The following is a 21,061-nucleotide window of genomic DNA, read 5'->3' as shown; positions in this document are numbered from 1 at the left end:
CCGACTTAGGCGTGGCAAGGTTCCGTGGCGTCATCCGTTTGTCTGTATTCCAACGACTGCAGGATTTCCCGCCCATGCGCGTGCTCAGCATCCAGAGCCAGGTGATCTACGGCCATGTCGGCAACAATGCCGCTGTCTTCCCCCTGCAGCGCAATGGTATCGAGGTCTGGCCAGTGCCGACCGGCCTGCTGGCCTTCAACCCCTCCTACGGACCACCGGCGCATCGCCCCACCGCACCCGAGGAAATGGATGCCTGGATCGCCGCGTTACAGACGCGGCCGGAATGGAACCAGATCGATGCCGTGCTGCTCGGCTGGCTCGGCAATCCGCGCACCGCGGAAGCCGCCGGCCGTGCCGCGCTGGCAGTGAAGGCAGCCAATCCGAAGGCGATCTTCCTCTGCGACCCCGTGATGGGCGACAGCGACAGCGGGCTTTATGTCGATCCCGCGCTGCCGGCCTATATCCGCGACCATCTGTTTCCCGCCGCCGACATCGCTACGCCGAACGGCTTCGAACTGGAATATCTCACCGGCGGCAGGATCGAGACGCTGCCGCAGGCGCTGGCCGCCTGCGACGCGCTGCGTGCCAAGGGCCCGGCGATGGTGGTGGCCACCACGCTGAAGCGTCAGGACGGCGGCCAGCATCAGGGCCAGAATGTGCTGGAAGCCCTGCTGGTCAATGGCGAGGGCGCCTGGCTTTGCGCGGTGCCCGATCTGGGCGAGGATCTGCCCAAGGGCGCCGGCGACCTGTTCGCCGCACTGTTCCTCACCCGCCTGCTGAAGGGCCGCACACCCAAAAAGGCTCTGCTGTTCGCGATGTCGGCCACCTATACAGCCCTGCGCGATGCGCGCGAAAGCAAGGCGCCGGAAATGCGGCTCGAGGCGATCCAGGACCTGCTGCGTGCGCCGCAGTACCTGCCCGATATCGAGCGGGTGCGCTGAAGTTTACAGATTGCTGCGCAATACGCTGCCGATGCCGTCGTAGAAGACGGTGAAGCCGAGCAGCATGTCGACATTATGCCCGTTGCTGGCCAGCGGCAGCATCAGGCGTTCGAGTTCGGCCGCATCGGCATTCATGTTAAAGCGCGGCGGGCCACGCCGATGGCTGATCTGTGCATTGGTTGCGGCATCGACGAAACTGCGCGAGCGTCCGCTCACCGTATCGAAACCCGGCTCCATATCATGCAGCCAGCTGCCGGTCGCCGGCCCGTCGAAGCCGAGATCGACATGGCTGCCGACCAGCCGGAAGCGGAACCGCGGAATGCCGATGGCGCCTTCCGGCGGATGCACTTCGAGCAGCCAGGCATAGGGCAGCAGCGCCGGCATGCCGAGCGGGTCGATATGTTGACGACCAGGCAGCAGATCTTCGCCTGGTTTCGCCGCGCGCCAGTAGGTAAGGCCCTGCTGCATCACTGGATGGGCATCGGGCGGCAGGGTGAAAGTGGCAGTCATTCGCCGGGATCCATCAGCGCATGGCTGGCCGAGAGGAACAGCGAAATGCAGAACAGCATATCGACCTTGCGGCCATCGGCTGCCAGAGGCAGGAACAGCCGTTCGATCGTCAGATGATCGAGGCCGGTCGGAAACATCGGCTGGCCGCGACGATAGCAGGGCTGCCGACTGTGCACCGGTTCGATAAAGGCGGCGGCACGGCCCGAGGTGGTGAAATCGGGATCGACCTCGTCGAGCCAGCGGCCGACTACGGTTTCACCGCTGGGTGTTATGCGGCGGACTGCCGTGCCAAGCAGGCGATAGCGGAAGCGCAGGCTGTCGCTGTCCTGTTCGGGCTGCTGCACATCCACCATCCAGATATGCGACAGCAGCTTGGGGATGACGGTCGGCTCGACATGCTGGCGGCCGGGCAGCAGACCCTCGCCGGGCGGATGCACTTGCTGCCAATAGTCGTAGCCCTGACGGATCAGGGGATGTGCGTCGGCAGGCAAGGGAGAGACGGTCATTGCTGACCGCATTACGCCTCAAGCCATCCTTGAGCGCAATCCGGCTTGGGCCCGCGCGTTGTGAAAAAGCGGCGGAGTCAAACGGCCGTGGCAAATCGGCATCACCTGCCGGCCGGCCACTGCCGGGCAAGCAGGTGATCGACCGCTAAGATGCCCGGGCCGCGCGCGATAATAATCAGGAGACTGACGGCCCATATGCCATGGGTCGGCCAGGCATCCGGATAGACGAAAATCTGGATCACGGCGGTCATGCCGAACAGGGCCAGTGCGGCGAAGCGGCTGGCAAAGCCCATGACGAGCAGGAGCGGGAAGAGATGCTCGCCCAGCGTGGCCAGATGCGCGGCGATCACCGGGTCGATCAGCGGCAGCCGGTATTCGTCGCGAAACAGCGCAATCGCAGAGTCCGATACATGCCAGCCGTCCAGCTTGGTCTGGCCCGACTGCCAGAAGATCGCAGCGGGAAAGATACGGGCGGCGAGTGCGATCAGGCTGTGCGGAATCGCGTCCATCGCGCCAATGAACAGCCGCAGCCGGACAATCAGACTGCCAGGGGGAACGCTCGGAATGGGGGTAGCTTGCATCATGGTCATTCTTCGTCCTGCTCGGAAGTTTCAACGGCGATCACGGCGCCGCGGATGAAAAGCGCGGCCAGAGCCGGGCCGAGACCGAAAGCGGCGGCGGCATCCAGCGCGGTCGACGCCGCCTCGCCCAGTGTGCCGCCGGCCTGCAGGGTTTCGAGGAATGTGGCTTCGCCGGGCGCCAGCGGGATCACGTCGACGGCCAGTTGCGGCCGCAGCACCAGGACATCCTGCGCCGACCAGTCGGCGATTTCGTTCAGTGGCGCGCGGCCGGTATTCATCGCCCAGATGGTGGCGACGGGATGGCGCGCGCGCAGGATCTGCAGCGAGGGGTGCAGTTGCAGGCGCAGCGAGGCCACGCGTTCTGGGGGCAGGCGGCGCAGCGTATCGGTCGCCAGCGGCACGGCATCGGCGGCATGGAAGGCACGGGTATAGGCCAGTTCCAGCCGCGCCACATCGGGCAGGTACGGCAATTCGGCGGCCGGGGCAAAGCCGGCGATGAAGTCCGGCAGGGCGGCGCCATAGTCGAGCAGCACTGGCGAGGTCGGTGGTGCCGCCCGCACGAAGCAGGCGGCCAGCGCGGAGAAGAATTCGGCGCCGACAATGGCCTCCACCGCAGGAAACCCGGACGCCAGGGCGCGGATCAGGCCACTCACCACATTGTTGCGATAGACGGCGAAACGCTCGGTGGTGTCGGCGGCGTGCAGCCCGGGCGGCGGCGCGTGGCCGGCATCCAGCAAGGCAGCGGTGAACGCGGCCTGCATCTCAGGCCGCCTCGGCCTTGCCGGCGCCGCGATTCAGAATGGCCTGCGCCCTCGTGGCTTCCGCCACCAGCACCGACCAGTCCGGCACATCGGTATCCCATTCCACCAGGGTCGGCCGCGGGCCGATGCGGGCGATCACGGATTCATAAAGCTGCCAGACCCGCGCGCTCACGCTGCTGCCATGGTCGTCGATCAGCAGCGGCATGCCGTGGCGGTCTTTCGCGGCATGATGGCCGGCCAAATGGATCTCGCCGACATGCTGCAAGGGAAAACGGGTCAGATAGGCGGCCGGATCTTCGTCGCGATTGGTGCAGGCGACCTGCACATTGGTGACATCCAGCAGCAGGCCGCAGCCGGTGCGCGCCGCGATTTCGCCAAGGAATTCGGTTTCCGGGATCGTGCTGGCGGCAAACTGCAGGTAGGTGGCGGGGTTTTCCAGCAGAATGCGGCGACCGAGCATGTCCTGCGTCTGCGCCACATGGTCGATCACGCGCAGCAGCGTCGCGTCGGTATAGGGCAGCGGCAGCAGGTCATTCAGAAACACGCCGCCATGGCTGGACCAGGCGAGATGCTCGGAAAAGCTGTCAGGCTGGTAGCGGTCGCAGAGCTTGCGCAGGCGCTGCAGGTGGTCGCGGTCGAGATCGCGGCTTTCGCTGCCGATGGACAGGCCGACGCCATGCAGCGACAGCGCATGCTCGGCCCGCAGGGCGGTCAGCTGCGCATGCGGCAGGCCGCCGTCGCCCATGTAATTCTCGGCATGTACCTCGATGAAGCCCGGTTTCGTCGTCTCGGCCTGCAGGGCGGAGAAATGCGCGGGCTTGAAGGCGGTGCCGGCAACGGAAGGGAGCATGGCGGTCATGGTGTGGGAGAGAGAGAAAGAGGGGCGGATGCCGGCGAGGAGCGGCCGCCATCCGCCGGACCGTCTTAGCTCTTCATCGGCTCGAGCGAGCCCATGCCCTTCGGGGTCTTCATCGTGGTGCAGGTGCCCTTGGCCACCAGCTTGAAGGCATTGCCCTGGTAATCGACCTTCGAGGTGCCGGCGCAGGTGGTGCCAGGACCGGCGGCGCAGTCGTTCTTGCCGGCCATCGCCACGCCGTAGCACTTTTCCTTGGCCATATCCTGGGCCGGCGCCTGGCTGGCGATCAGGGTGAGGGCGGTGGCGAGCGAGCCGGCCAGCATGGCGGCGGTCAGGTGCTTCTTGGCGAGCATGCGTAATCTCCTATCGGTGCCGCGGGTTGGGATGGGCGGGCGGTCGCGGCTTGATCCCGCCCATACCCTCTCATTCGCCGGCAGCCCGGTCTGTGTTACGCTGCTCACGCTTTCGTGTAGGTGATTATTTTTCCATGGCGGGCCTGTAACATCGGGCCGGATACCGGCGAATGGACGTAATGAAGGCATGACTGGCGAGGCGGAACTTGAATGGGCGGCGTGGATGCGCGCGGCCCTCGCCGGCGATGCGGTGGCGTATCAGGCGTTGCTATTGGCCCTGACGCCGGTCCTGCGCGCGATTGCGCGGCGCGGTTGCCAGCGGGTCGGCCTGACGGCGGCGGATGCGGAGGATGTGGTGCAGGAAACCTTGCTGGCCATCCATCTCAAGCGGCAGACCTGGCAGCCGGACATGCCGATCATGCCGTGGGTTCGCGCGATTGCGCGCAACAAGCTGGTGGATGCCCTGCGCCGGCGCGGCCGCCGTGGCCGCGAAATCGATATCGACGATGTCAGCGATGTGCTGGCAGCGGCACCCGAGGAAGACCGTACCGTGGTGAATGACGTGGCAAAGCATCTGCATAATCTGGCGCCGGGGCAGCGCAACGTGGTGCAGGCCGTGGCCATCGACGGCATTTCGATCCGCGAGACCGCACAGCGGTTGACGATGAGCGAAGGCGCCGTGCGCGTGGCCCTGCATCGCGGGCTGGCGTTACTGGCCCAACGTTTACGAGAACGGGGCGCCTGAGGAGCAGCGAAACATGAAGACCGATGATCTGATCCGAGCCATCGCCCAGGATGCGGCGCCGTCCGGCCTGCGTCCCCAGGCCAGGCTGGCGCTGGCGCTGGCCGGCGGCGTGGCGGCGGCGGCGATCCTGTTCTTGCTGCTGCTGGGGCCGCGTGGCGATGCGGTGGCCTCGCTCGACCAGTTGCGCTTCCTGCTCAAATTCGCCGTCACGCTGGTGCTCGCGGTCGCCGCCATCGGCCTGGTGCTGCGACTGATCCAGCCGGGTGCCAGCGCGGGCGTCTGGCGCGGCGTTCTGCTGCTGGCGCCGGGCCTGCTGCTGATCGGCATTGCCGGCGAGCTGATGGCGCTGCCCGAAGCACGCTGGCTGCCGGCGCTGGTCGGCGTCAATGCGCGCGTCTGCCTCACCTATATTCCGCTGATGGGATTGGCGCCGCTCGGCCTGATCCTGTTCGCCCTGCGCGGCGGTGCGCCGGCGCGGCCGGCGCTGGCCGGTGCCGTCGCCGGCCTGATCGCCGGGGGGATTTCCGCCGCCCTTTATGCCGCGCATTGCCCGGACGACAGTCCGTTGTTCGTGGCCACCTGGTACACGCTGGCGATTGCCATGCTGGTGGCACTGGGCGCACTGATCGGCCGCCGGCTGCTGCGCTGGTAAAAGAAGAGGGCCGCAGCTTTCGCTGGCGGCCCTGGAGGAGAAACTCTCTGCTTCTTTACTAAAACGGCTCAGGCGGCCTGCTTCTTCAGATAGCGGGCAGCCAGCACTTCGGCGATCTGCACGGCATTCAGCGCCGCGCCCTTGCGCAGGTTGTCCGACACCACCCACATGACCAGACCGTTCTCGACGGTGAAGTCCTCGCGGATGCGCGACACGAAGGTGTTGTAGTCGCCCGAGCATTCCAGCGGCGTGATGTAGCCGCCGTCCTCGCGGCGATCCAGCACCTGCACGCCCGGCGCCGTCGACAGGATTTCGCGCGCTTCTTCCGCCGAGATCGGCTGCTCGAATTCCAGATTGACGGCCTCGGAATGGCCGATGAAGACCGGCACGCGCACGCAGGTGGCGGTCAGCTTGATCTTCGGGTCGAGAATCTTCTTGGTCTCGGCCGTCATCTTCCATTCCTCTTTGGTGTAACCGTCGTCCATGAAGACGTCGATGTGAGGAATGACGTTGAAGGCGATCTGCTTGGTGAACTTCTCGCGCACCACCGGATCGTTGACCAGGATCTGCTTGGTCTGGCGCTCCAGTTCGGTAACGCCCTCGTTGCCGGCGCCCGAAACGGACTGGTAGGTAGCGACGACAGCGCGCTTGATGGTGGCACGATCATGCAGCGGCTTCAGCGCGACGACCAGCTGGGCGGTCGAGCAGTTCGGATTGGCGATGATGCCCTTCCTGGTGTAGCCGGCAATCGCATCGGCATTCACTTCCGGCACCACCAGCGGCACGTCGGGGTCCATGCGCCAGAAGCTCGAATTGTCGATCACCACGGCGCCCTGGGCGGCTGCCTTGGGTGCCCATTCCTTCGAGGTGGCGCCGCCGGCCGAGAACAGTGCGATGTCGGTGCCGCGGAAGTCGTAGTCGTCGAGCGCCTTCACCTTGATATGCTTGTCGCCATACATGACGTCGCGGCCGACGCTGCGGCGCGAGGCCAGGGCGACGACTTCCGAAACCGGAAACTTGCGTTCGTGGAGGATGTTGAGCATTTCGCGGCCCACCACACCGGTGGCGCCGACAACGGCGACCTTGTACGCCATCTTGAACCTTCTTTCGTTGCGTCCGGCAGGTCGACACCCGGCGGACTATCAAAACACGAGGTGAATGTTGGTGCCCGGCAGGCCGTGCCCGGCAGGCGAGCGGAAATTAGGCCCGCAAACCCCGGCAGGCAAGCGGGAAATTGCCGCAGTTGTACCCCTCTGCCGCAATGCGCTGAAAATGCAGTATAATCAGGTGGTTACGCTATTATTCCATCAGCTCGTAATGGAACACCTTGGCGATGATCTGCCAGCGGCCGTCGAGTTTGATGAAGGTGAGCAGGTCGGTGAAGAATTTCGGCCCGATGGCGCATTCCACCCGGGCCAGGGCGGTTACTGGTCCGGCGAATTCAATCGAGATGATGCGGTCGCGCCGGGGCTCATTGCGGCTGGCCGGCGGTTCGCGCTTCTCCACCACGGGGAAATATTCATCCATGCCGAGCTTCAGCAGCGTGCCGTCGGTGGCGCAGGCATAGGTGGCGGCCGGGTGGAAGACGCGGGCGAGCTTCGTGGTGTCGCAGGTATACAGCCCGTCGAAATAGTCGCGCAGCACGGCGACCAGGGCGGCGTAATCGGCGGCGTTGCGGTCCACGATGCTCAGCGGTGCCTGTTGGGTCACTGGTCTTCCTCCCGATCTGGTCTGCGGCTTGAGGATAGGAGGGTGCTTGCAAAAGGCCAGTGGCTGCAGCATTGTACCTTACGGTACAAATCGGAGATTTGCCATGACCCGCCCCCCGCTGCCGCCTTTCACCGCCGAGACCGCCGCCCAGAAGGCCCGCATGGCCGAGGATGCCTGGAACAGCCGCGACCCCGCGCGCGTGGCAGGTGCCTATACCGAGCAGAGCCAGTGGCGCAACCGCGCCGAATTCTTCTCCGGCCGCGGCCTGATCGAGCAGTTCCTGACCCGCAAATGGCAGCGCGAGCTGGATTACCGTCTGATCAAGGAGGTCTGGGCGTTTACCGGCAACCGCATCGCCGTGCGCTTTGCCTATGAATGGCAGGACGACAGCGGCCAGTGGTATCGCAGCCATGGCAACGAGCAGTGGCAGTTCGATGCCGAGGGTCTGATGGAACGCCGCGAGGCCAGCATCAACGATGTGCGGATTGCCGAGACTGACCGCAAGTTTCACTGGCCTCTTGGTCGTCGGCCCGACGATCATCCGGGGCTGACGGAACTGGGCCTCTGATATTAAATCATTGTCATGCCCGGACTTGATCCGGGCATCTCAGGCCGAACTGCGAGAGATCCTCGGGTCAAGCCCGAGGATGACGTTGGAGGGAAAGAAGTGCCCGCTGCCCTGTTATCCCGCGACGACCTGATCGCCCGGCTCGGCGATGTGTTTCGCGAATATGGCTTCGAGGGCGCGTCGCTCAGCGCGATCACGGCAGCCACCGGTCTGGGCAAGGGCAGCCTGTATAACCACTTTCCCGGCGGCAAGGACGAGATGGCCACGGCCGTACTCGCCCATATCGATGCCTGGTTCGAGCGCGCGGTTTATGCGCCGCTGCGGGAGACGGACCATCCGCGTCAGGCCGTCGCCGCAATGTTTGCCGCCGTGGAGGCGTATTTCCACGGCGGCGGTCGCATCTGCCTGGTCGGCGCCTTCGCGCTGGACGCCACGCGCGACCGCTTTGCCGCCGCCGTGCAGGATTACTTCGTCCGCTGGATCGCGGCACTGGCCGCCTGTCTGAGGCGCGGGGGGGTGAAACATGCGAAGGCGCAGGCCGAAACTATCGTCGCCGGCATCCAGGGCGCGCTGGTGCTGAGCCGGGCCTTGAACGACACGGCAGCCTTTGCGCGCCAGCTGCGGCAATTGCAGGCGCAGGCCGACGCCGTCTTGTCCGACAGGGGGCTTGCCTGACGTAGGGGCAGCGGACTTAATCTTCCCTCAAAGGTAATAACCGGAGGGACTGAAATGGCCGAGATGATCCTGCACCACTATGGCACCTCGCCGTTTTCCGAGAAGGTGCGTGTCGCCTTCGGCATCAAGGGCCTGCCCTGGCAGTCGGTGAAAATCCCGCCGATGATGCCCAAGCCCGATCTCACCGCGCTGACCGGCGCCTATCGCAAGACCCCGGTGATGCAGGTCGGCGCCGATATCTACTGCGACACCCAGATCATCCTGCGCGAGATCGAGCGCCGCAATCCGACGCCCACCTTCTATCCCGGCTCGGCCAGGGGCCTGGCCGAGGGCGTCGCCTTCTGGGCCGATCACCAGCTGTTCTCGGCTTCTGTCGCCATCGCCTTCGGCCTGATGGGCGAGCAGATGCCCGATGCCTTTCTGGAAGATCGCGCCAAATTCTCCGGCCGCACAATCGACCGCAGCAAGATGAAGATGCAGGCTGCCGTGATGAACGGGCCGCTGCGCGCGCATCTCGGCTGGATCGAGGATGCGCTGCATGACGGCCGCAAATTCCTGTTCGGCGACGCGCCATCTCTTGCCGATCTTGCGGTCTACCATTGCGTCTGGTTCGTGCGCGACCGCGCCAAGGCGACCGACCTGTCGGATTACACTGCGCTGAATGTCTGGGCCGACCGTATGAAAGGTTTCGGCCATGGCAGTCCGAGCGAGCTCGACTCGAAAGCCGCTGTCGAGATCGCGAAGGCTGCCGAGCCTGCACCGGTGCCGGGCGGCGTGGCCGAGAATGTCATGGGGCTGAAGCCCGGCATGGCGGTGAGCGTGACGCCGGACGATACCGGCCGCGATGCCACGGTAGGCGAGCTCGTCGGTCTGACCGCGCAGAGCATCACCATTGCGCGCGAGGCGCCGGAAACCGGCCGCGTGCATGTGCATTTCCCGCGCGCCGGCTTCATCCTGGTGCCGCATAAGGGGTAAGGACGATGGCCAAGACAATCGAAGTTTTTTACGACGTCTCCTCGCCCTGGACCTATCTCGCCTTTGTCAATGTGCAGACTTTGGCGAAGGAGGAGGGCGCCGAGATCGTCTGGCGTCCCTTCCTGGTCGGCGGCGTGTTCAACACGGTCAATCCCACAATGTACCGCATGAGGGAAAACCCGGTGCCGGCGCGCGATGCCTGGACGAAACAGGATATGCAGGCCTGGGCAAAACTGGCTGGCGTGAAGATCACCTTCCCGCCGAAGGTGTTTCCGGTCAATTCGGTGAAAGCGTTGCGCGGCCTGCTCTGGGCCAAGCAGCAGGGACCGGGCAAGGAGGCTGCACTGGCGCAGGCATTCTTTGAGCTGTACTGGAGCGAGGATCGCGACATTTCGCAGGACGATGTGGTGGCCGAGGCGGCCACGCGCGCCGGCCTCGATCCGGCCCGGCTGGCGCAGGCGATCACCGAGCCCGGTGTGAAGGAACAGCTGAAAGCCAATACCGACGAGTTGATCGCACGCGGCGGCTTCGGTTCGCCGACGCTTTTCGTGAACGGCGAGATGTTCTTCGGCAACGACCGCCTGCCGCTGGTGCGCGAGGCGCTCAGGGCCGCCTGAGCAGACTCACGCCCGACTGCGTCAGCGCCTGCAGGCCGAAGCCGAGGAAGATCACGCCGCTGATCCGCGTCACCCAGAGTTCGTGGCGCCGATACAGCCGGCGCACGGGTGCGGCGCCGATCACCCAGATCAGGATGGCATCGCCGGCGACGAAGCCGGCGCAGGCGGCCAGCAGCAGCGGCGGCAGGCTGGCCCAGGTCAGTTCGCCCGCATGGGCGGCCAGCAAAGCGGTGAACATGGCAATCGCCACGGCATAGCTTTTCGGATTGGTGATGCCGAAGGCCAGGCCGCGTCGCAACGGCTGAAGCACGGCGGTATTCAGGCCGCCATCAATGCTTCGTTTCACCGTGACGGCGCGCCAGCCGAGCAGCAGCAGATAGGCGCCGCAGATCAGGCCGAGGAGATCGAAGACCAGCGTGCCGAGACTGGCCGAGCCGATGATGGCAGTCAGCGCCAACGCGCCCCAGACGATATCGCCGGCGAAGTGGCCCGCCAGGAATTTCAGCCCGGCGCCACGCCCCTGGCCAGCACCGATGCCGAGCAGGGCCAGGAAAGCCGGGCCCGGCGTCAGTGTATAGGCCGCCCCGGCAATGGCGGCGGCGAGATAGAGCGAGAAGGGCATGGGGTGAGCCTAGCGCATCGCGGCGGATGACGGAATATGGCAGTCTCGATGCCGGTTATAGGATTTCGCTATGCTGGCCGTGATTGCCGTTCCGCAGTTTTCCAATAGTGACGCGGCCTGGATCGACACCATCCGCCGTGCGCATGATCCGCAATATGAGTCCGTTGCGGCGCATGTCACGCTGGTATTTCCGTTTGAATCGGCCGATCCCGACTGGTTCTCCGGCCATGTGGAAGCCATCGCCGCCGTCACCGCGCCGATGGATGTGACCTTCGACCGGCTGGCGCGGATCGACAATCCGCATCAGCCGAAATACCGCTTCCTCAATGTGCTTCTGGCCGATGCCGGCAGCAGTGTTCCGCTGACGGCGCTGTATCACGCGCTCGGCGGTAAGGGCGAGTACGAGCCGCATGTGACGCTGACACGCTTCGGCGCGGTGTTCAGCGCCAAGGCGCTTGAGCGGCAACTGGGTGCACTGGGTGCGCCGGTCACCGGCCGGATCGAGGCGCTGGACATCCTCAGCATCAATCACGGCGCGATCCGCCGCGAACAGCGCTATGCGCTGGCCGGCCCCGGGTAATGCGGAACCTACTGCGTGCGCACCAGCACGCAGATCATTTCATGGAAATTCAGCTCGAAATGCGCCACGAAGCCGGGGAATTTGTTGTATTCGGTGCCGAGCGCCAGCGTGCGGAACCAGGCCGCCGCATCCCAGGCATGGTAATGGATTGAGTAATTCTCGCGCTGCAGCTTCTCGGCATGCAGGCGGGCCTCCTCGCCCTGTTTGCCATTCACCAGCGTGGCCCATTCCAGGTAATGCGCGGCGCGGGCCTTTTCCGGCCCCTCGCGGTCGTCCTGCACCAGATGCTCGAAGGGCGTGGTGGGGCGGTGGCGGTCGAAGGTGAAATCGCGGTTCGGCACGGCATAGAACAGCCGGCCGCCCTTGCGCAGCTTGGCCGTGTGGGTGCGCAGCGTACCGAGCAGGTTTTCGCAATGCTCGAGGAAATGGTTGGCGACGATGAAATCCAGGCTGCCATCGGGGATGCTGGCCAGGGTCTCGCCATTGTCGACGATGTCGGGCGCCTGCAGCCTGCGCTGCGCCATTTCGGGGAATTCCCTGTAGAGGTCGTCCAGGCTCATACGGTCGACATATTTCGCCTGCGCATTGGGCGGCAGGTCGAGCGGCGTGCCCAGCGCACCGATCTCGATGCCGCTGCCGGCCAGATAGCGCCGCGCGATAAAGGCACGCAGGATGCGCTTGTCGGCGACGGGTTTGGCTTGCGGCTGCGCAGCCTGAGCGGGCTGGGTCATGGCTTCTCCAGCGGATGGGCCTGGAAGGCCGGCAGGGATTCCGCTTTCCCGGTCAGAGCATAGAGCGCCGGATATAAACCATCCGTTACCAGCTCCGGCACCATGACCCGTAAAAACGTCACCGTCACGGCCGCCGTCACGTCGGCCAGGCTGATCTGCTCGCTCAGCAGCCAATGGCCGTTCTTTGCGGCAGCGGCCCGGGCATCCAGTGCGGCAAGGCCGCCGCTGGCCTGGCGCAGCAGATGCTGGCGCCAGGGCTCGTGCACCTTATCGGCCGGCCGGCGGCGCAGCTCGTAGACGGCATTCACCGCCTTGTCCAGCACGCCACTGCCGATCGCCATCAGCTGGATGCAGTCGCGGCGTGGTTTGCCATGCGCCGGCACCAGGCTTTTGGCCGGACCGACCAATTCCATCAGGTAGTCGAGAATGGCAGCCGATTCGATCAGGCGTTCACCGTCCTCGAGTTCCAGCACCGGCACACGGCCGACCGGATTCAGTTCCAGTCCGCGATCGGGATCGGCGGTGACCGAGAGATATTCGCGCGCATGCGGCACATCCAGCAGGGTCATCGCCACGGCGACGCGCCGCGTATAAGGCGACAGATTGCGACCCACTAACTTCATCATGGCAAGCTCCGCTGTTGCCGACAGACTTGCCTTATCGTGCCGGGATGGCAAGCCCCAAAGAAAAAAGGCCGGAGCAGCAGAGCCCCGGCCTTTCCGCAATTTATGACAGCTGGTTCAGGCAGCCAGCCTGTCGAGTTCCATCAGCAGGGCATCGCCCATGCCGCTGGTGCCCACCCGGGTGCCGCCGCTGCCGAGATCGGCGGTGCGGATGCCCTTGCCCAGCACATTCTCGGCGGCCTGGTCGATCAGGTCGGCATCAGCGCTGAGGTCATAGGCATAGCGCAGGGCCATCGAGAAGCTCTGGATGGTGGCGAGCGGATTGGCCACGCCCTTGCCCGCGATGTCCGGCGCGGAGCCGTGCACCGGCTCGAACAGCGCCATGCGGCGGCCGGTGGCCGGGTCGGCGGCGCCGATCGAGGCCGACGGCAGCATGCCGAGCGAGCCAGTCAGCATCGCGGCCTCGTCGGAGAGGATATCGCCGAACAGATTGTCGGTCACCATGACGTCGAACTGCTTCGGGTTGCGCACCAGCTGCATGGCGCCGTTATCGGCATACATGTGCTCCAGCTGCACGTCCTTGTACTTTTCCTGGTGCAGTTTGGTGACTTCCTCGCGCCACAGCACGCCGGATTCCATCACATTGGCCTTTTCCAGCGAGGTGACCTTGTTGCCGCGCTTCTGCGCCAGTTCGAAGGCGACCGCCGCCACGCGGCGGATTTCGCTGGTGGTATAGACCTGCGTGTTGATGCCGCGCCGCTCGCCGTTGGGCAGCGTTTCGATACCGCGCGGCTGGCCGAAATAGACGCCGCCGGTCAGTTCGCGCACGATCATGATATCCAGCCCGCGCACCAGTTCGGGCTTCAGGCTGCTGGCATCCACCAGTGCGTCGAAGCACTTGGCCGGGCGCAGGTTGGCGAACAGGTCCATCTCCTTGCGCAGGCGCAGCAGGCCGCGTTCCGGCTTCTGGTCGAAGGGCAGGGTGTCCCATTTGGGGCCGCCGACGGCCCCCAGCAGCACCACGCCGCAATCCAGCGCATCCTGCATGGTCTTGTCTGCCAGCGGCGTGCCGTGCTTGTCGTAGGCCGAACCACCGACCAGGTCTTCCTTGACGTCGAAAGAGACGTGCCGGCGCTTGTCCATCCAGTCGATGACGCGGCGCACTTCGCCCATCACCTCGGGGCCGATCCCGTCGCCGGGCAGCATCAGCATGGTACGGTTGGAAGCCATTTTCTGTTTTTTCCTTGTTGAGACGGATTAACGGCCAGCCTGGGCATAGAGCCAAGGCTGGGTACCATGCTGCCGGCTTTCGAAGTTGTCGATCTTCGACTTCTTCTCCAGCGTCAGGCCGATATTGTCGAGCCCGTTGAGCAGGCAGTGCTTCTTGTGGGTATCGATCTCGAACTTGATGGTGCCGCCATCGGGGCCCTTGATCTCCTGGTTCTGCAGGTCAACCGTAACCCGGGCGTTCTGGCCGCGCTTGGCATCGTCCATCAGCTTGTCGACATCTTCCTGCGGCAGCTTGATTGGCAGGATGCCGTTCTGGAAGCAGTTGTTATAGAAGATATCGGCGAAGGACGTCGCGATCACGCAGCGGATGCCGTAATCCAGCAGCGCCCAGGGGGCATGCTCGCGCGACGAGCCGCAGCCGAAATTGTCACCGGCGACCAGGATCTGCGCGCCCTTGTACTGCGGCTGGTTCATGAAGAATTCCGGCACCGGTGTGCCGTCCGGCGTCTGGCGCAGTTCGAAGAACAGGCCCTTGGCCAGGCCGGTACGCTCCACCGTCTTGAGGAACTGCTTGGGGATGATCATGTCGGTGTCGACATTGATCATCGGCAGCGGGGCGGCGACGGCGGTCAGCGTGGTGAACTTGTCCATGGTTTTCTCTCCTGCCGTTCAGCTGAACTTGCGCACGTCGGCGAGCTTGCCGGTCACGGCAGCCGCCACGGCCATCGCCGGGCTCATCAGATGGGTGCGGCCGCGTGCGCCCTGCCGGCCCTCGAAGTTGCGGTTCGACGTGCTGGCGCAGCGCTCCTCCGGCAGCAGCCGGTCGGAATTCATCGCCAGACACATCGAGCAGCCGGGCTCGCGCCATTCGAAACCGGCCTCCAGGAAGATCTTGTCCAGGCCTTCCTCTTCGGCCTGGTGCTTCACCAGCCCGGAGCCGGGAACGACCATCGCCTGAACGCCCGCCGCCACCTTGCGGCCCTTGGCCACCTTGGCCGCCGCCCGCAGGTCCTCGATGCGGCCATTGGTGCAGGAGCCGATGAAGACCCGCTGGATGGCAACCTCTTCCAGCTTCTCGCCGGCCTTCAGCCCCATATAATTCAGCGCACGCTCAAGAGCGATGCGCTTGGGCTCTTCCTTGATGTCGGCCGGGTTCGGCACCACGCCGGTGATCGGCGCCACATCCTGCGGGCTGGTGCCCCAGGTGATATGCGGTGCGATCTCGGATGCCTTCAGTTCGACGACGGTGTCGTAATGCGCCCCGTCATCGGTCGGCAGCGTCTTCCACCAGGCCAGCGCCTGTTCCCAGGCGGCGCCCTTGGGGGCATGCGGCTTGCCCTGCACATAGGCGAAGGTTTTTTCGTCGGGTGCGATCAGGCCTGCGCGGGCGCCGGCCTCGATCGACATGTTGCAGACCGTCATGCGGCCTTCCATCGACAGGCCGCGAATGGCGCTGCCGGTATATTCCATCACATAGCCGGTGCCGCCGGCGGTGCCGATCCTGCCGATGATGGCGAGGATGATATCCTTGGCGGTGACGCCCGGGCCCAGCTCGCCGTCGATGTTGATCTTCATGTTCTTGGCTTTGCGCTGCGGCAGCGTCTGGGTCGCCAGCACATGCTCGACCTCCGAGGTGCCGATGCCGAAGGCCAGGCTGCCGAAGGCGCCATGGGTCGAGGTATGGCTGTCGCCGCAGACGATCGTCATGCCCGGCTGGGTATAGCCCTGCTCGGGGCCGACGATATGCACGATACCCTGGTTGATGTCGTTCATCGGGTAGTAGTGGACGCCGTATTCCCTGGCGTTGCGGTCCAGCGTCTCGACCTGGATGCGGGCTTCCTCGTCCAGGAACTTGCCGGTCAGGCGGTCGGGCGTGGTCGGCACGTTGTGGTCGGGCACGGCGACCGTGCGGTCCGGGCGGCGCACCTTGCGGCCGGCGGCCTTCAGGCCGGCGAAGGCCTGCGGCGAGGTCACTTCATGGACCAGATGCAGGTCGATGTAGATCAGGCCGTTGCCGTCGCCGTCGATATCGACGAGGTGGCTGTCCCAGATCTTGTCATACAGGGTGCGGGGCGCGGTCATGGCGGCTGGTCCGTTCTTTCGGTACTTTTATTGCGGGTACGGGGGCGTTTCGGGTCGGGGATTCAATCCCAGCGGGGCGCCCGCGTCCAGTGGCGATTGGGCCTGGCCGGGTGGATTTAAATTCCCCTCCGGCTTAAAAGAATTTCCTATGGCCCACCTGCCCAGCCGCCGCCTGCTGCCCCTGAACGCCCTGAAAGCCTTCGAGGCTGCCGGCCGCCACCTCAATTTCACCGCCGCCGCCGAGGAACTCTCGGTCACGCTCTCGGCGATCAGCCACCAGATTCGCCAGCTGGAAGAGCTGCTGGGGGTGCCGCTGTTCCATCGCACCCGCAAGGGGCTCGTGCTCTCCACCGAGGGACAGCTGATCCTGCCGGACGTACAGGAAGGCTTCGACCACCTGGCCAGCGCGCTTTCCAAGCTGGAAGCCCGGCGCGGCGAAGGCACGCTGACGCTCTCCATGCTTTCCACTTTCGCCATGCGTTGGTTCATCCCGCGCCTGCCGCGTTTCCAGGAGAGCTATCCCGATATCGAGGTGCGCATCACCACCTCGCTCAAGCCGGCCGACCTGGAGCGCGAGGGGATCGACTGCGCGATCCGCTACGGCGACGGTGACTGGCCCGGCCTGAATGCCACGCGGCTGTTCGCCGAGGCACTGGTGCCGGTGGCGCATCCGAAATTCAAGGACCAGATCAGGGCGCCATCCGATCTCAAGGGCCAGAAGCTGCTGCATTCGCAGAACCGCCGCGAAGACTGGCGCGTCTGGCTCAAATCCGCCGGCCAGACCGATATCGATCCGGTCGTCGGACAGATGTTCGAGACGCGCTCCTATGCGATCCAGGCCGCAGTGCAGGGCATGGGCATCGCCGTGATGGACCCGGCCATGGTGGCCGAGGAGGTTAGTGCCGGCCGCTTGGTGCAGCTGTTCGATGTGTCACTGCCGCTCACCAATGCCTATTGGTTCGTCTGCCTCGACCATATGGCCGACGCGCCGCGCATCAGGGCGATGCGCGAGTGGCTGGTGGAAGAAGTCAAGGTGGCGGTCTAGTCTTCCTCCATCGATACGGGGGGTGAATACTATGATACGCATTGCCCTGGGGCTGGCGCTCAGCCTGCTACCCATCACGCTGTCGGCTGCACCGATCCCCGCTGGCGACGGCTATCAGGTGGTGAAGATCAAGAACTCGAATCTTGAGGTCTTCACCTACAAGCCGGCGAATTACGCCAACGGCCCACTGCTGCTGGTGTTCCATGGCGTCGACCGCAATGCCGATACCTATCGCGACAATGCGAAAACCATCGCCGACCGTTTCGGCATGGTGGTGGCGGCCCCGTTGTTCGATAAAAGCCGCTTTCCGGGCGCGCTGTATCAGCGCGGCGGCATCGTCAACCAGAAGGCACTGCAGCCGCAGGAGAAGTGGAGCGGCATGCTTGCCGTCGGCCTCGCCGATCAGTTGCGCCGCGACGAGGGCCGGCCCGATCTCGACTACTACATGATCGGGCATTCCGCCGGCGGCCAGTTCCTGGCGCGGCTGGCGCCCTTCGTGCCGCATGCGGCAAAACGCATCGTTGCCGCCAATCCGTCGTCCTGGATATTCCCGACGGCGAAGGAGGAATTTCCGTTCGGCCTTGGCGGTGCCACCGCATCGCTGGTCAATGACGATTTTCTCAAGCGTTATCTGGCAGCGCCGCTCACCGTCTATCTCGGCATGACCGACACCGGCGCCACCAATCGTGACGATAGCGAGGATGCCGTGGAGCAGGGCGCCACGCGTTACGAACGCGGGCTGAATTTCTTCAGGGCCGGTCAGGCCTTGGCGAAGGAAAAGGGCTGGGCACTGAACTGGCGGCTGGTTGAGGTGCCGAAGGTGGGCCACAGCAGCATGCGCATGTTCGATGCGCCGCAGGTGAAGGCCGCCCTGTTCGACTAGCCCAGCCCGTTCTTGGTCAATCTGGTCGCCAGCTGCCGCACCATGCTGCGCACGATCAGCTTGTGAAACGGCATGATTGCCGTGAGATAGGCGCGGCCGATCCAGTTATGGGTGGCGACCGCCGTGGTCAGGGTGATGCGGCTGCCGTCATCGACCGCTTCGATCCTCGTCAGGGCGCGGAAATCGAGATGGCCGTCATCCAGGCCCGACACCACTTCAGTCGCTGATTCGCGCAGCACCGGAAAGCCCTTGCGGATCTTTGGCGCCTTGTAGCCGAGCCGGCCCATGATCGCGTTGCGCATGTCCATCAGCGCACCGGCCCAGGCCGGCGGCGTGCTGAAGAACATGGCCGAGACTTCGCGCGCATCCAGGTCGCGGCGCGGCACCGTCACGCTGAAGGCATCGGCGAAATCGCAGCCAGGCAGGCTGGCGATGAAGGCGGGGTCGGTTGCGGCGTTGGTAACGATGGGACTGCGCATCGGTGCAGCATGGCGGCCCAGTGCGGCGGCGTCCAGATATGACCGACTGGAAAGTCACCTTTCTGCCGATCATAAAAAAAGCCGCCGGCCAGGGTTTGATTCCGGGCCGGCGGCTTTCTCAGGGATGTCGTCGATCAACCCTTGCGGTTGTCCAGGCTGAACGGGCCGGCGCCGAAGACGGCGACAAACAACAGGCCACCGACGACGGCCAGATTCTTGTTGAACATGATGGTCTGCACCATCTTCTGCGCGTCGGGCACGGCCCAGAAATTGTGGAAGATCACCGCCGCCACCAGCGTGAAGGCGGCGAGGATCAGCGCGGCGAAGCGCGTCTTGAAGCCGATCAGCAGGGCGAGTGCGACCACCACCTCGACAACGATGGCACCGGCGGCGGCCACCTGCGGCAGCGGCAGGCCCTTGGAAGCGATATAGCCGACGGTATTCTCGAAGCCGGAAATCTTGCTGATGCCGGCCGGGATGAACAGATACGCGATGAGGATGCGGCCGAGCAGCGGGCCGAATTTTTCGAGCAGAGCCATGGGAGTGGGTCCTTCAGTTTATGATCGTTGTTGTGATTTTTGATCGGGGCGGCGCATGGTATCGCACCGCCCCGGATATCTGGATAACACCTTCGTGTTGGCCGGATTTCGTCAGGCGGCCTGGTCCATGGCCGCCAGTGCATCGGCCTCGCGGGCGAGCGCGCGCTGCACTGCCGGGCGCTGCTTCATGCGCTCGAAATGCTTGGCGTAGTTTGGATAGGCCGAGACATCGAGGCCGAGTTTCGTGGCCCAGTTGAAGAAGACGAAGATATAGCCATCGGCCACCGACCACTCGCCGAACAGCCAGTCCTTGCCGGCCAGCGCCTTTTCGATCAGGGCGAAGTTGGCGGCGTTGGCCTTGGTGGCCAGTGCCTTCACATTGTCGGCGCTGTCCGGCAGGTCGGAGAAATTCTGCGGGCCGAAGAAGCGGCTCAGAACCGGATGTACGCCCGAGGCGCACCAGGCGACGAAGGCCAGCGCCTCGGCTTCCTTCAGCGCATCGCCGGCCGGCAGCAGCTTGGCATTCGGATAGCTGCGGTTCAGCCAGGTCAGGATCGCGGTATTCTCGGTCAGCATCTTGCCGTCGATGCCCAGCATCGGCACTTTGCCCTTGGGATTCAGCGCCAGGTATTCCGGCGTGCGGGTCTGGCCCTTGCGAGTGTAGGTCGGCTTCGGCGTGAAGGCGGCACCGGTCTCTTCCAGCGCGATATGGGTGGCCAGCGAGCAGGCGCCGGGCGAAAAATAGAAATCGAGTTTGGCCATGGTGGGATTCCCTCCGGTTACAATACCGGCGCGATCATAGCGACTGGCGCGCCGGGCCCTGAGGCATAAGCCATCATACTATCAATTTGCAAGAAGGCACCCAAACCCTCTATACTTACCAAATGGCTACTGAAAAATTGACAACAGACAGCGACCTCGATTTCCGCCACGAGCTGACGGCCGACGGCCAGCCGCTCTGCGCCCGCATGATCTGCGCCACCCTGGATCTGATCGCCAACAAATGGGCGGTGCCGATCATCCTGACCCTGGCCCGCTCCAAAGGTGCGCCGCTGCGCTTTTCCGAACTCTCCCGCGCCATTCCGCTGATCACCCAGAAGGAACTGACCAAGCAGCTGCGTGCCCTGGAAACCGCCGGCCTGGTCGGGCGCCGCGTGCATGCCGCCGTGCCGCCGAAGGTGGAATACTGGCTCACCGATCTGGGGCTCTCGCTGCGCCCGGTGCTGGATGAACTCGGCAAATGGGCGGCGCGGAACGGCCCACGGCTGCGCCAGCCAAAGCAGGATTCGCCGCAGAGCGAAGCGGCGGAATAGCAATCCCGGAAAACGAAAAGCCGCCCGCACCCCTCTCAAGGGATGCAGGCGGCTTCAGATCAGACAGGTCGTCGCGCCAGTGTGAACCGGCGCGGACGCCTCAGGCCTTGGCGGTCTTGCCCGATGCGTCGCGCTTCTCGGTGATGCGGGCGGCCTTACCGGTACGACCACGCAGGTAGTACAGCTTGGCGCGACGCACGTCGCCGCGGCGGACCACAACGATCGACTCGATGCGCGGGCTGTAGAGCGGGAAGATACGCTCGACGCCTTCGCCATACGAGATCTTGCGCACGGTGAAGGAGGAATTCACGCCGCGATTGGAACGGGCGATGCACACGCCTTCATAGGCCTGCACGCGCTCGCGACCGCCTTCAACGACCTTGACGTTGACGGTCAGGGTATCGCCGGGGGCGAAATTCGGCACCGCGCGGGCGGCGACGAGAGCATCGGACTGCTCTTTCTCGATCTGCTGCATCAGGTTCAT

General features: G+C 64.7%; 29 protein-coding genes. 11 read left to right on the top strand and 18 right to left on the bottom strand.

The window, feature by feature from the left end; all coding sequences use genetic code 11:
- Positions 1–74 precede the first annotated feature (74 nt).
- On the top strand, positions 75–941 hold the full coding sequence (gene pdxY, locus OJJ21_RS21015) for a pyridoxal kinase (RefSeq protein WP_297689554.1): 867 nt from the start codon (positions 75–77) through the stop codon (positions 939–941).
- Positions 942–944: 3 nt separating this feature from the next.
- Here the strand turns inward: pdxY and OJJ21_RS21010 are convergent, their stop codons facing one another.
- The 6 genes from OJJ21_RS21010 to OJJ21_RS20985 all read right to left on the bottom strand — a co-directional run bounded on the left by OJJ21_RS21010 (position 945) and on the right by OJJ21_RS20985 (position 4,508).
- Positions 945–1,451 carry a PAS domain-containing protein gene (locus tag OJJ21_RS21010; RefSeq protein ID WP_297689552.1) on the bottom strand — a complete coding sequence of 169 codons (507 nt, stop codon included), beginning with the start codon at positions 1,449–1,451 and terminating at the stop codon, positions 945–947.
- Entirely contained in the window at positions 1,448–1,957 is a 510-nt protein-coding gene (locus OJJ21_RS21005) for a hypothetical protein (RefSeq protein WP_297689550.1), read from the bottom strand. Before OJJ21_RS21005 ends, OJJ21_RS21010 begins: the two co-directional genes overlap by 4 nt.
- 101 nt (positions 1,958–2,058) lie before the next feature.
- Positions 2,059–2,541, bottom strand: a complete 483-nt coding sequence (locus OJJ21_RS21000; protein WP_297689548.1) for a DoxX family protein — start codon at positions 2,539–2,541, stop codon at positions 2,059–2,061.
- A gap of 2 nt (positions 2,542–2,543) precedes the next feature.
- The gene (locus OJJ21_RS20995) at positions 2,544–3,299 is read right to left on the bottom strand and encodes a DNA-binding domain-containing protein (RefSeq protein WP_297689545.1); all 756 of its coding nucleotides are present in this window, start codon (positions 3,297–3,299) and stop codon (positions 2,544–2,546) included.
- Position 3,300: 1 nt separating this feature from the next.
- Complete coding sequence (locus OJJ21_RS20990) at positions 3,301–4,149, bottom strand: DUF692 domain-containing protein (protein WP_297689543.1); 849 nt, start codon at positions 4,147–4,149, stop codon at positions 3,301–3,303.
- Between the two features lie 74 nt (positions 4,150–4,223).
- Positions 4,224–4,508: a DUF2282 domain-containing protein gene (locus OJJ21_RS20985; protein ID WP_297689542.1), complete on the bottom strand. Its 285-nt coding sequence runs from the start codon at positions 4,506–4,508 to the stop codon at positions 4,224–4,226.
- A 187-nt stretch (positions 4,509–4,695) separates the two neighbouring features.
- Between OJJ21_RS20985 and OJJ21_RS20980 the strand changes: the two genes are divergently transcribed.
- Complete coding sequence (locus OJJ21_RS20980) at positions 4,696–5,253, top strand: sigma-70 family RNA polymerase sigma factor (protein WP_297689540.1); 558 nt, start codon at positions 4,696–4,698, stop codon at positions 5,251–5,253.
- Positions 5,254–5,266: 13 nt separating this feature from the next.
- Complete coding sequence (locus tag OJJ21_RS20975; RefSeq protein WP_297689539.1) at positions 5,267–5,905, top strand: NrsF family protein; 639 nt, start codon at positions 5,267–5,269, stop codon at positions 5,903–5,905.
- Between the two features lie 68 nt (positions 5,906–5,973).
- On the opposite strand, the gene OJJ21_RS20970 is transcribed toward OJJ21_RS20975, so the two are convergent.
- Both OJJ21_RS20970 and OJJ21_RS20965 read right to left on the bottom strand, forming a co-directional pair.
- Positions 5,974–6,999: an aspartate-semialdehyde dehydrogenase gene (locus tag OJJ21_RS20970; protein ID WP_297689537.1), complete on the bottom strand. Its 1,026-nt coding sequence runs from the start codon at positions 6,997–6,999 to the stop codon at positions 5,974–5,976.
- A 205-nt stretch (positions 7,000–7,204) separates the two neighbouring features.
- Positions 7,205–7,615 carry a nuclear transport factor 2 family protein gene (locus OJJ21_RS20965; protein WP_297689535.1) on the bottom strand — a complete coding sequence of 137 codons (411 nt, stop codon included), beginning with the start codon at positions 7,613–7,615 and terminating at the stop codon, positions 7,205–7,207.
- Between the two features lie 103 nt (positions 7,616–7,718).
- Here OJJ21_RS20965 and OJJ21_RS20960 point away from each other — a divergent pair, with 103 nt between their 5' ends.
- The 4 genes from OJJ21_RS20960 to OJJ21_RS20945 all read left to right on the top strand — a co-directional run bounded on the left by OJJ21_RS20960 (position 7,719) and on the right by OJJ21_RS20945 (position 10,450).
- Positions 7,719–8,183 carry a nuclear transport factor 2 family protein gene (locus OJJ21_RS20960; RefSeq protein WP_297689533.1) on the top strand — a complete coding sequence of 155 codons (465 nt, stop codon included), beginning with the start codon at positions 7,719–7,721 and terminating at the stop codon, positions 8,181–8,183.
- Positions 8,184–8,282: 99 nt separating this feature from the next.
- Complete coding sequence (locus tag OJJ21_RS20955) at positions 8,283–8,858, top strand: TetR/AcrR family transcriptional regulator (protein WP_297689531.1); 576 nt, start codon at positions 8,283–8,285, stop codon at positions 8,856–8,858.
- Between the two features lie 54 nt (positions 8,859–8,912).
- A complete protein-coding gene (locus tag OJJ21_RS20950; RefSeq protein ID WP_297689529.1) occupies positions 8,913–9,833 on the top strand; it encodes a glutathione S-transferase family protein in 921 nt (306 codons plus the stop codon).
- A 5-nt stretch (positions 9,834–9,838) separates the two neighbouring features.
- Positions 9,839–10,450: a 2-hydroxychromene-2-carboxylate isomerase gene (locus tag OJJ21_RS20945; protein WP_297689527.1), complete on the top strand. Its 612-nt coding sequence runs from the start codon at positions 9,839–9,841 to the stop codon at positions 10,448–10,450.
- Here the strand turns inward: OJJ21_RS20945 and OJJ21_RS20940 are convergent.
- Positions 10,437–11,072, bottom strand: coding sequence for a LysE family translocator (locus OJJ21_RS20940; RefSeq protein ID WP_297689525.1), 636 nt, complete (start codon positions 11,070–11,072; stop codon positions 10,437–10,439). The two genes, OJJ21_RS20945 and OJJ21_RS20940, sit on opposite strands and share 14 nt — an antisense overlap.
- A 70-nt stretch (positions 11,073–11,142) precedes the next feature.
- On the opposite strand from OJJ21_RS20940, the gene OJJ21_RS20935 reads away from it, so the two are divergent.
- Positions 11,143–11,652 carry a 2'-5' RNA ligase family protein gene (locus OJJ21_RS20935; RefSeq protein ID WP_297689523.1) on the top strand — a complete coding sequence of 170 codons (510 nt, stop codon included), beginning with the start codon at positions 11,143–11,145 and terminating at the stop codon, positions 11,650–11,652.
- An 8-nt stretch (positions 11,653–11,660) separates the two neighbouring features.
- On the opposite strand, the gene OJJ21_RS20930 is transcribed toward OJJ21_RS20935, so the two are convergent.
- The 5 genes from OJJ21_RS20930 to leuC form a co-directional block, all read right to left on the bottom strand.
- Positions 11,661–12,383 carry a methyltransferase domain-containing protein gene (locus OJJ21_RS20930; RefSeq protein WP_297689521.1) on the bottom strand — a complete coding sequence of 241 codons (723 nt, stop codon included), beginning with the start codon at positions 12,381–12,383 and terminating at the stop codon, positions 11,661–11,663.
- The gene (locus tag OJJ21_RS20925) at positions 12,380–13,009 is read right to left on the bottom strand and encodes a glutathione S-transferase family protein (RefSeq protein WP_297689519.1); all 630 of its coding nucleotides are present in this window, start codon (positions 13,007–13,009) and stop codon (positions 12,380–12,382) included. The genes OJJ21_RS20930 and OJJ21_RS20925 overlap by 4 nt, the downstream gene beginning before the upstream one ends.
- A 114-nt stretch (positions 13,010–13,123) precedes the next feature.
- Positions 13,124–14,236: a 3-isopropylmalate dehydrogenase gene (gene leuB, locus OJJ21_RS20920; protein ID WP_297689517.1), complete on the bottom strand. Its 1,113-nt coding sequence runs from the start codon at positions 14,234–14,236 to the stop codon at positions 13,124–13,126.
- 27 nt (positions 14,237–14,263) lie between these two features.
- On the bottom strand, positions 14,264–14,887 hold the full coding sequence (gene leuD / locus OJJ21_RS20915; protein WP_297689515.1) for a 3-isopropylmalate dehydratase small subunit: 624 nt from the start codon (positions 14,885–14,887) through the stop codon (positions 14,264–14,266).
- Positions 14,888–14,905: 18 nt separating this feature from the next.
- Positions 14,906–16,318: a 3-isopropylmalate dehydratase large subunit gene (gene leuC, locus OJJ21_RS20910; RefSeq protein WP_297689513.1), complete on the bottom strand. Its 1,413-nt coding sequence runs from the start codon at positions 16,316–16,318 to the stop codon at positions 14,906–14,908.
- Between the two features lie 148 nt (positions 16,319–16,466).
- On the opposite strand from leuC, the gene gcvA reads away from it, so the two are divergent.
- Both gcvA and OJJ21_RS20900 read left to right on the top strand, forming a co-directional pair.
- Entirely contained in the window at positions 16,467–17,363 is an 897-nt protein-coding gene (gene gcvA, locus OJJ21_RS20905; RefSeq protein ID WP_297689511.1) for a transcriptional regulator GcvA, read from the top strand.
- Positions 17,364–17,394: 31 nt separating this feature from the next.
- Positions 17,395–18,246, top strand: a complete 852-nt coding sequence (locus OJJ21_RS20900; protein ID WP_297689510.1) for a hypothetical protein — start codon at positions 17,395–17,397, stop codon at positions 18,244–18,246.
- On the opposite strand, the gene OJJ21_RS20895 is transcribed toward OJJ21_RS20900, so the two are convergent.
- The 3 genes from OJJ21_RS20895 to OJJ21_RS20885 form a co-directional block, all read right to left on the bottom strand.
- On the bottom strand, positions 18,243–18,725 hold the full coding sequence (locus tag OJJ21_RS20895; RefSeq protein ID WP_297689508.1) for a DUF2867 domain-containing protein: 483 nt from the start codon (positions 18,723–18,725) through the stop codon (positions 18,243–18,245). The genes OJJ21_RS20900 and OJJ21_RS20895 overlap by 4 nt on opposite strands.
- Before the next feature lie 134 nt (positions 18,726–18,859).
- Complete coding sequence (locus OJJ21_RS20890) at positions 18,860–19,264, bottom strand: DoxX family protein (protein WP_297689506.1); 405 nt, start codon at positions 19,262–19,264, stop codon at positions 18,860–18,862.
- Between the two features lie 111 nt (positions 19,265–19,375).
- Positions 19,376–20,026: a glutathione S-transferase N-terminal domain-containing protein gene (locus OJJ21_RS20885; RefSeq protein ID WP_297689504.1), complete on the bottom strand. Its 651-nt coding sequence runs from the start codon at positions 20,024–20,026 to the stop codon at positions 19,376–19,378.
- 137 nt (positions 20,027–20,163) lie between these two features.
- Here OJJ21_RS20885 and OJJ21_RS20880 point away from each other — a divergent pair, with 137 nt between their 5' ends.
- The gene (locus tag OJJ21_RS20880) at positions 20,164–20,577 is read left to right on the top strand and encodes a helix-turn-helix domain-containing protein (RefSeq protein ID WP_297689502.1); all 414 of its coding nucleotides are present in this window, start codon (positions 20,164–20,166) and stop codon (positions 20,575–20,577) included.
- Positions 20,578–20,677: 100 nt separating this feature from the next.
- On the opposite strand, the gene rplS is transcribed toward OJJ21_RS20880, so the two are convergent.
- The gene (gene rplS / locus OJJ21_RS20875; protein ID WP_297689500.1) at positions 20,678–21,061 is read right to left on the bottom strand and encodes a 50S ribosomal protein L19; all 384 of its coding nucleotides are present in this window, start codon (positions 21,059–21,061) and stop codon (positions 20,678–20,680) included.

This window comes from Ferrovibrio sp. (assembly GCF_025869515.1).
Taxonomy (GTDB): Bacteria; Pseudomonadota; Alphaproteobacteria; order Ferrovibrionales; family Ferrovibrionaceae; genus Ferrovibrio.
This window is presented reverse-complemented; position numbering and strand designations above follow the sequence as displayed.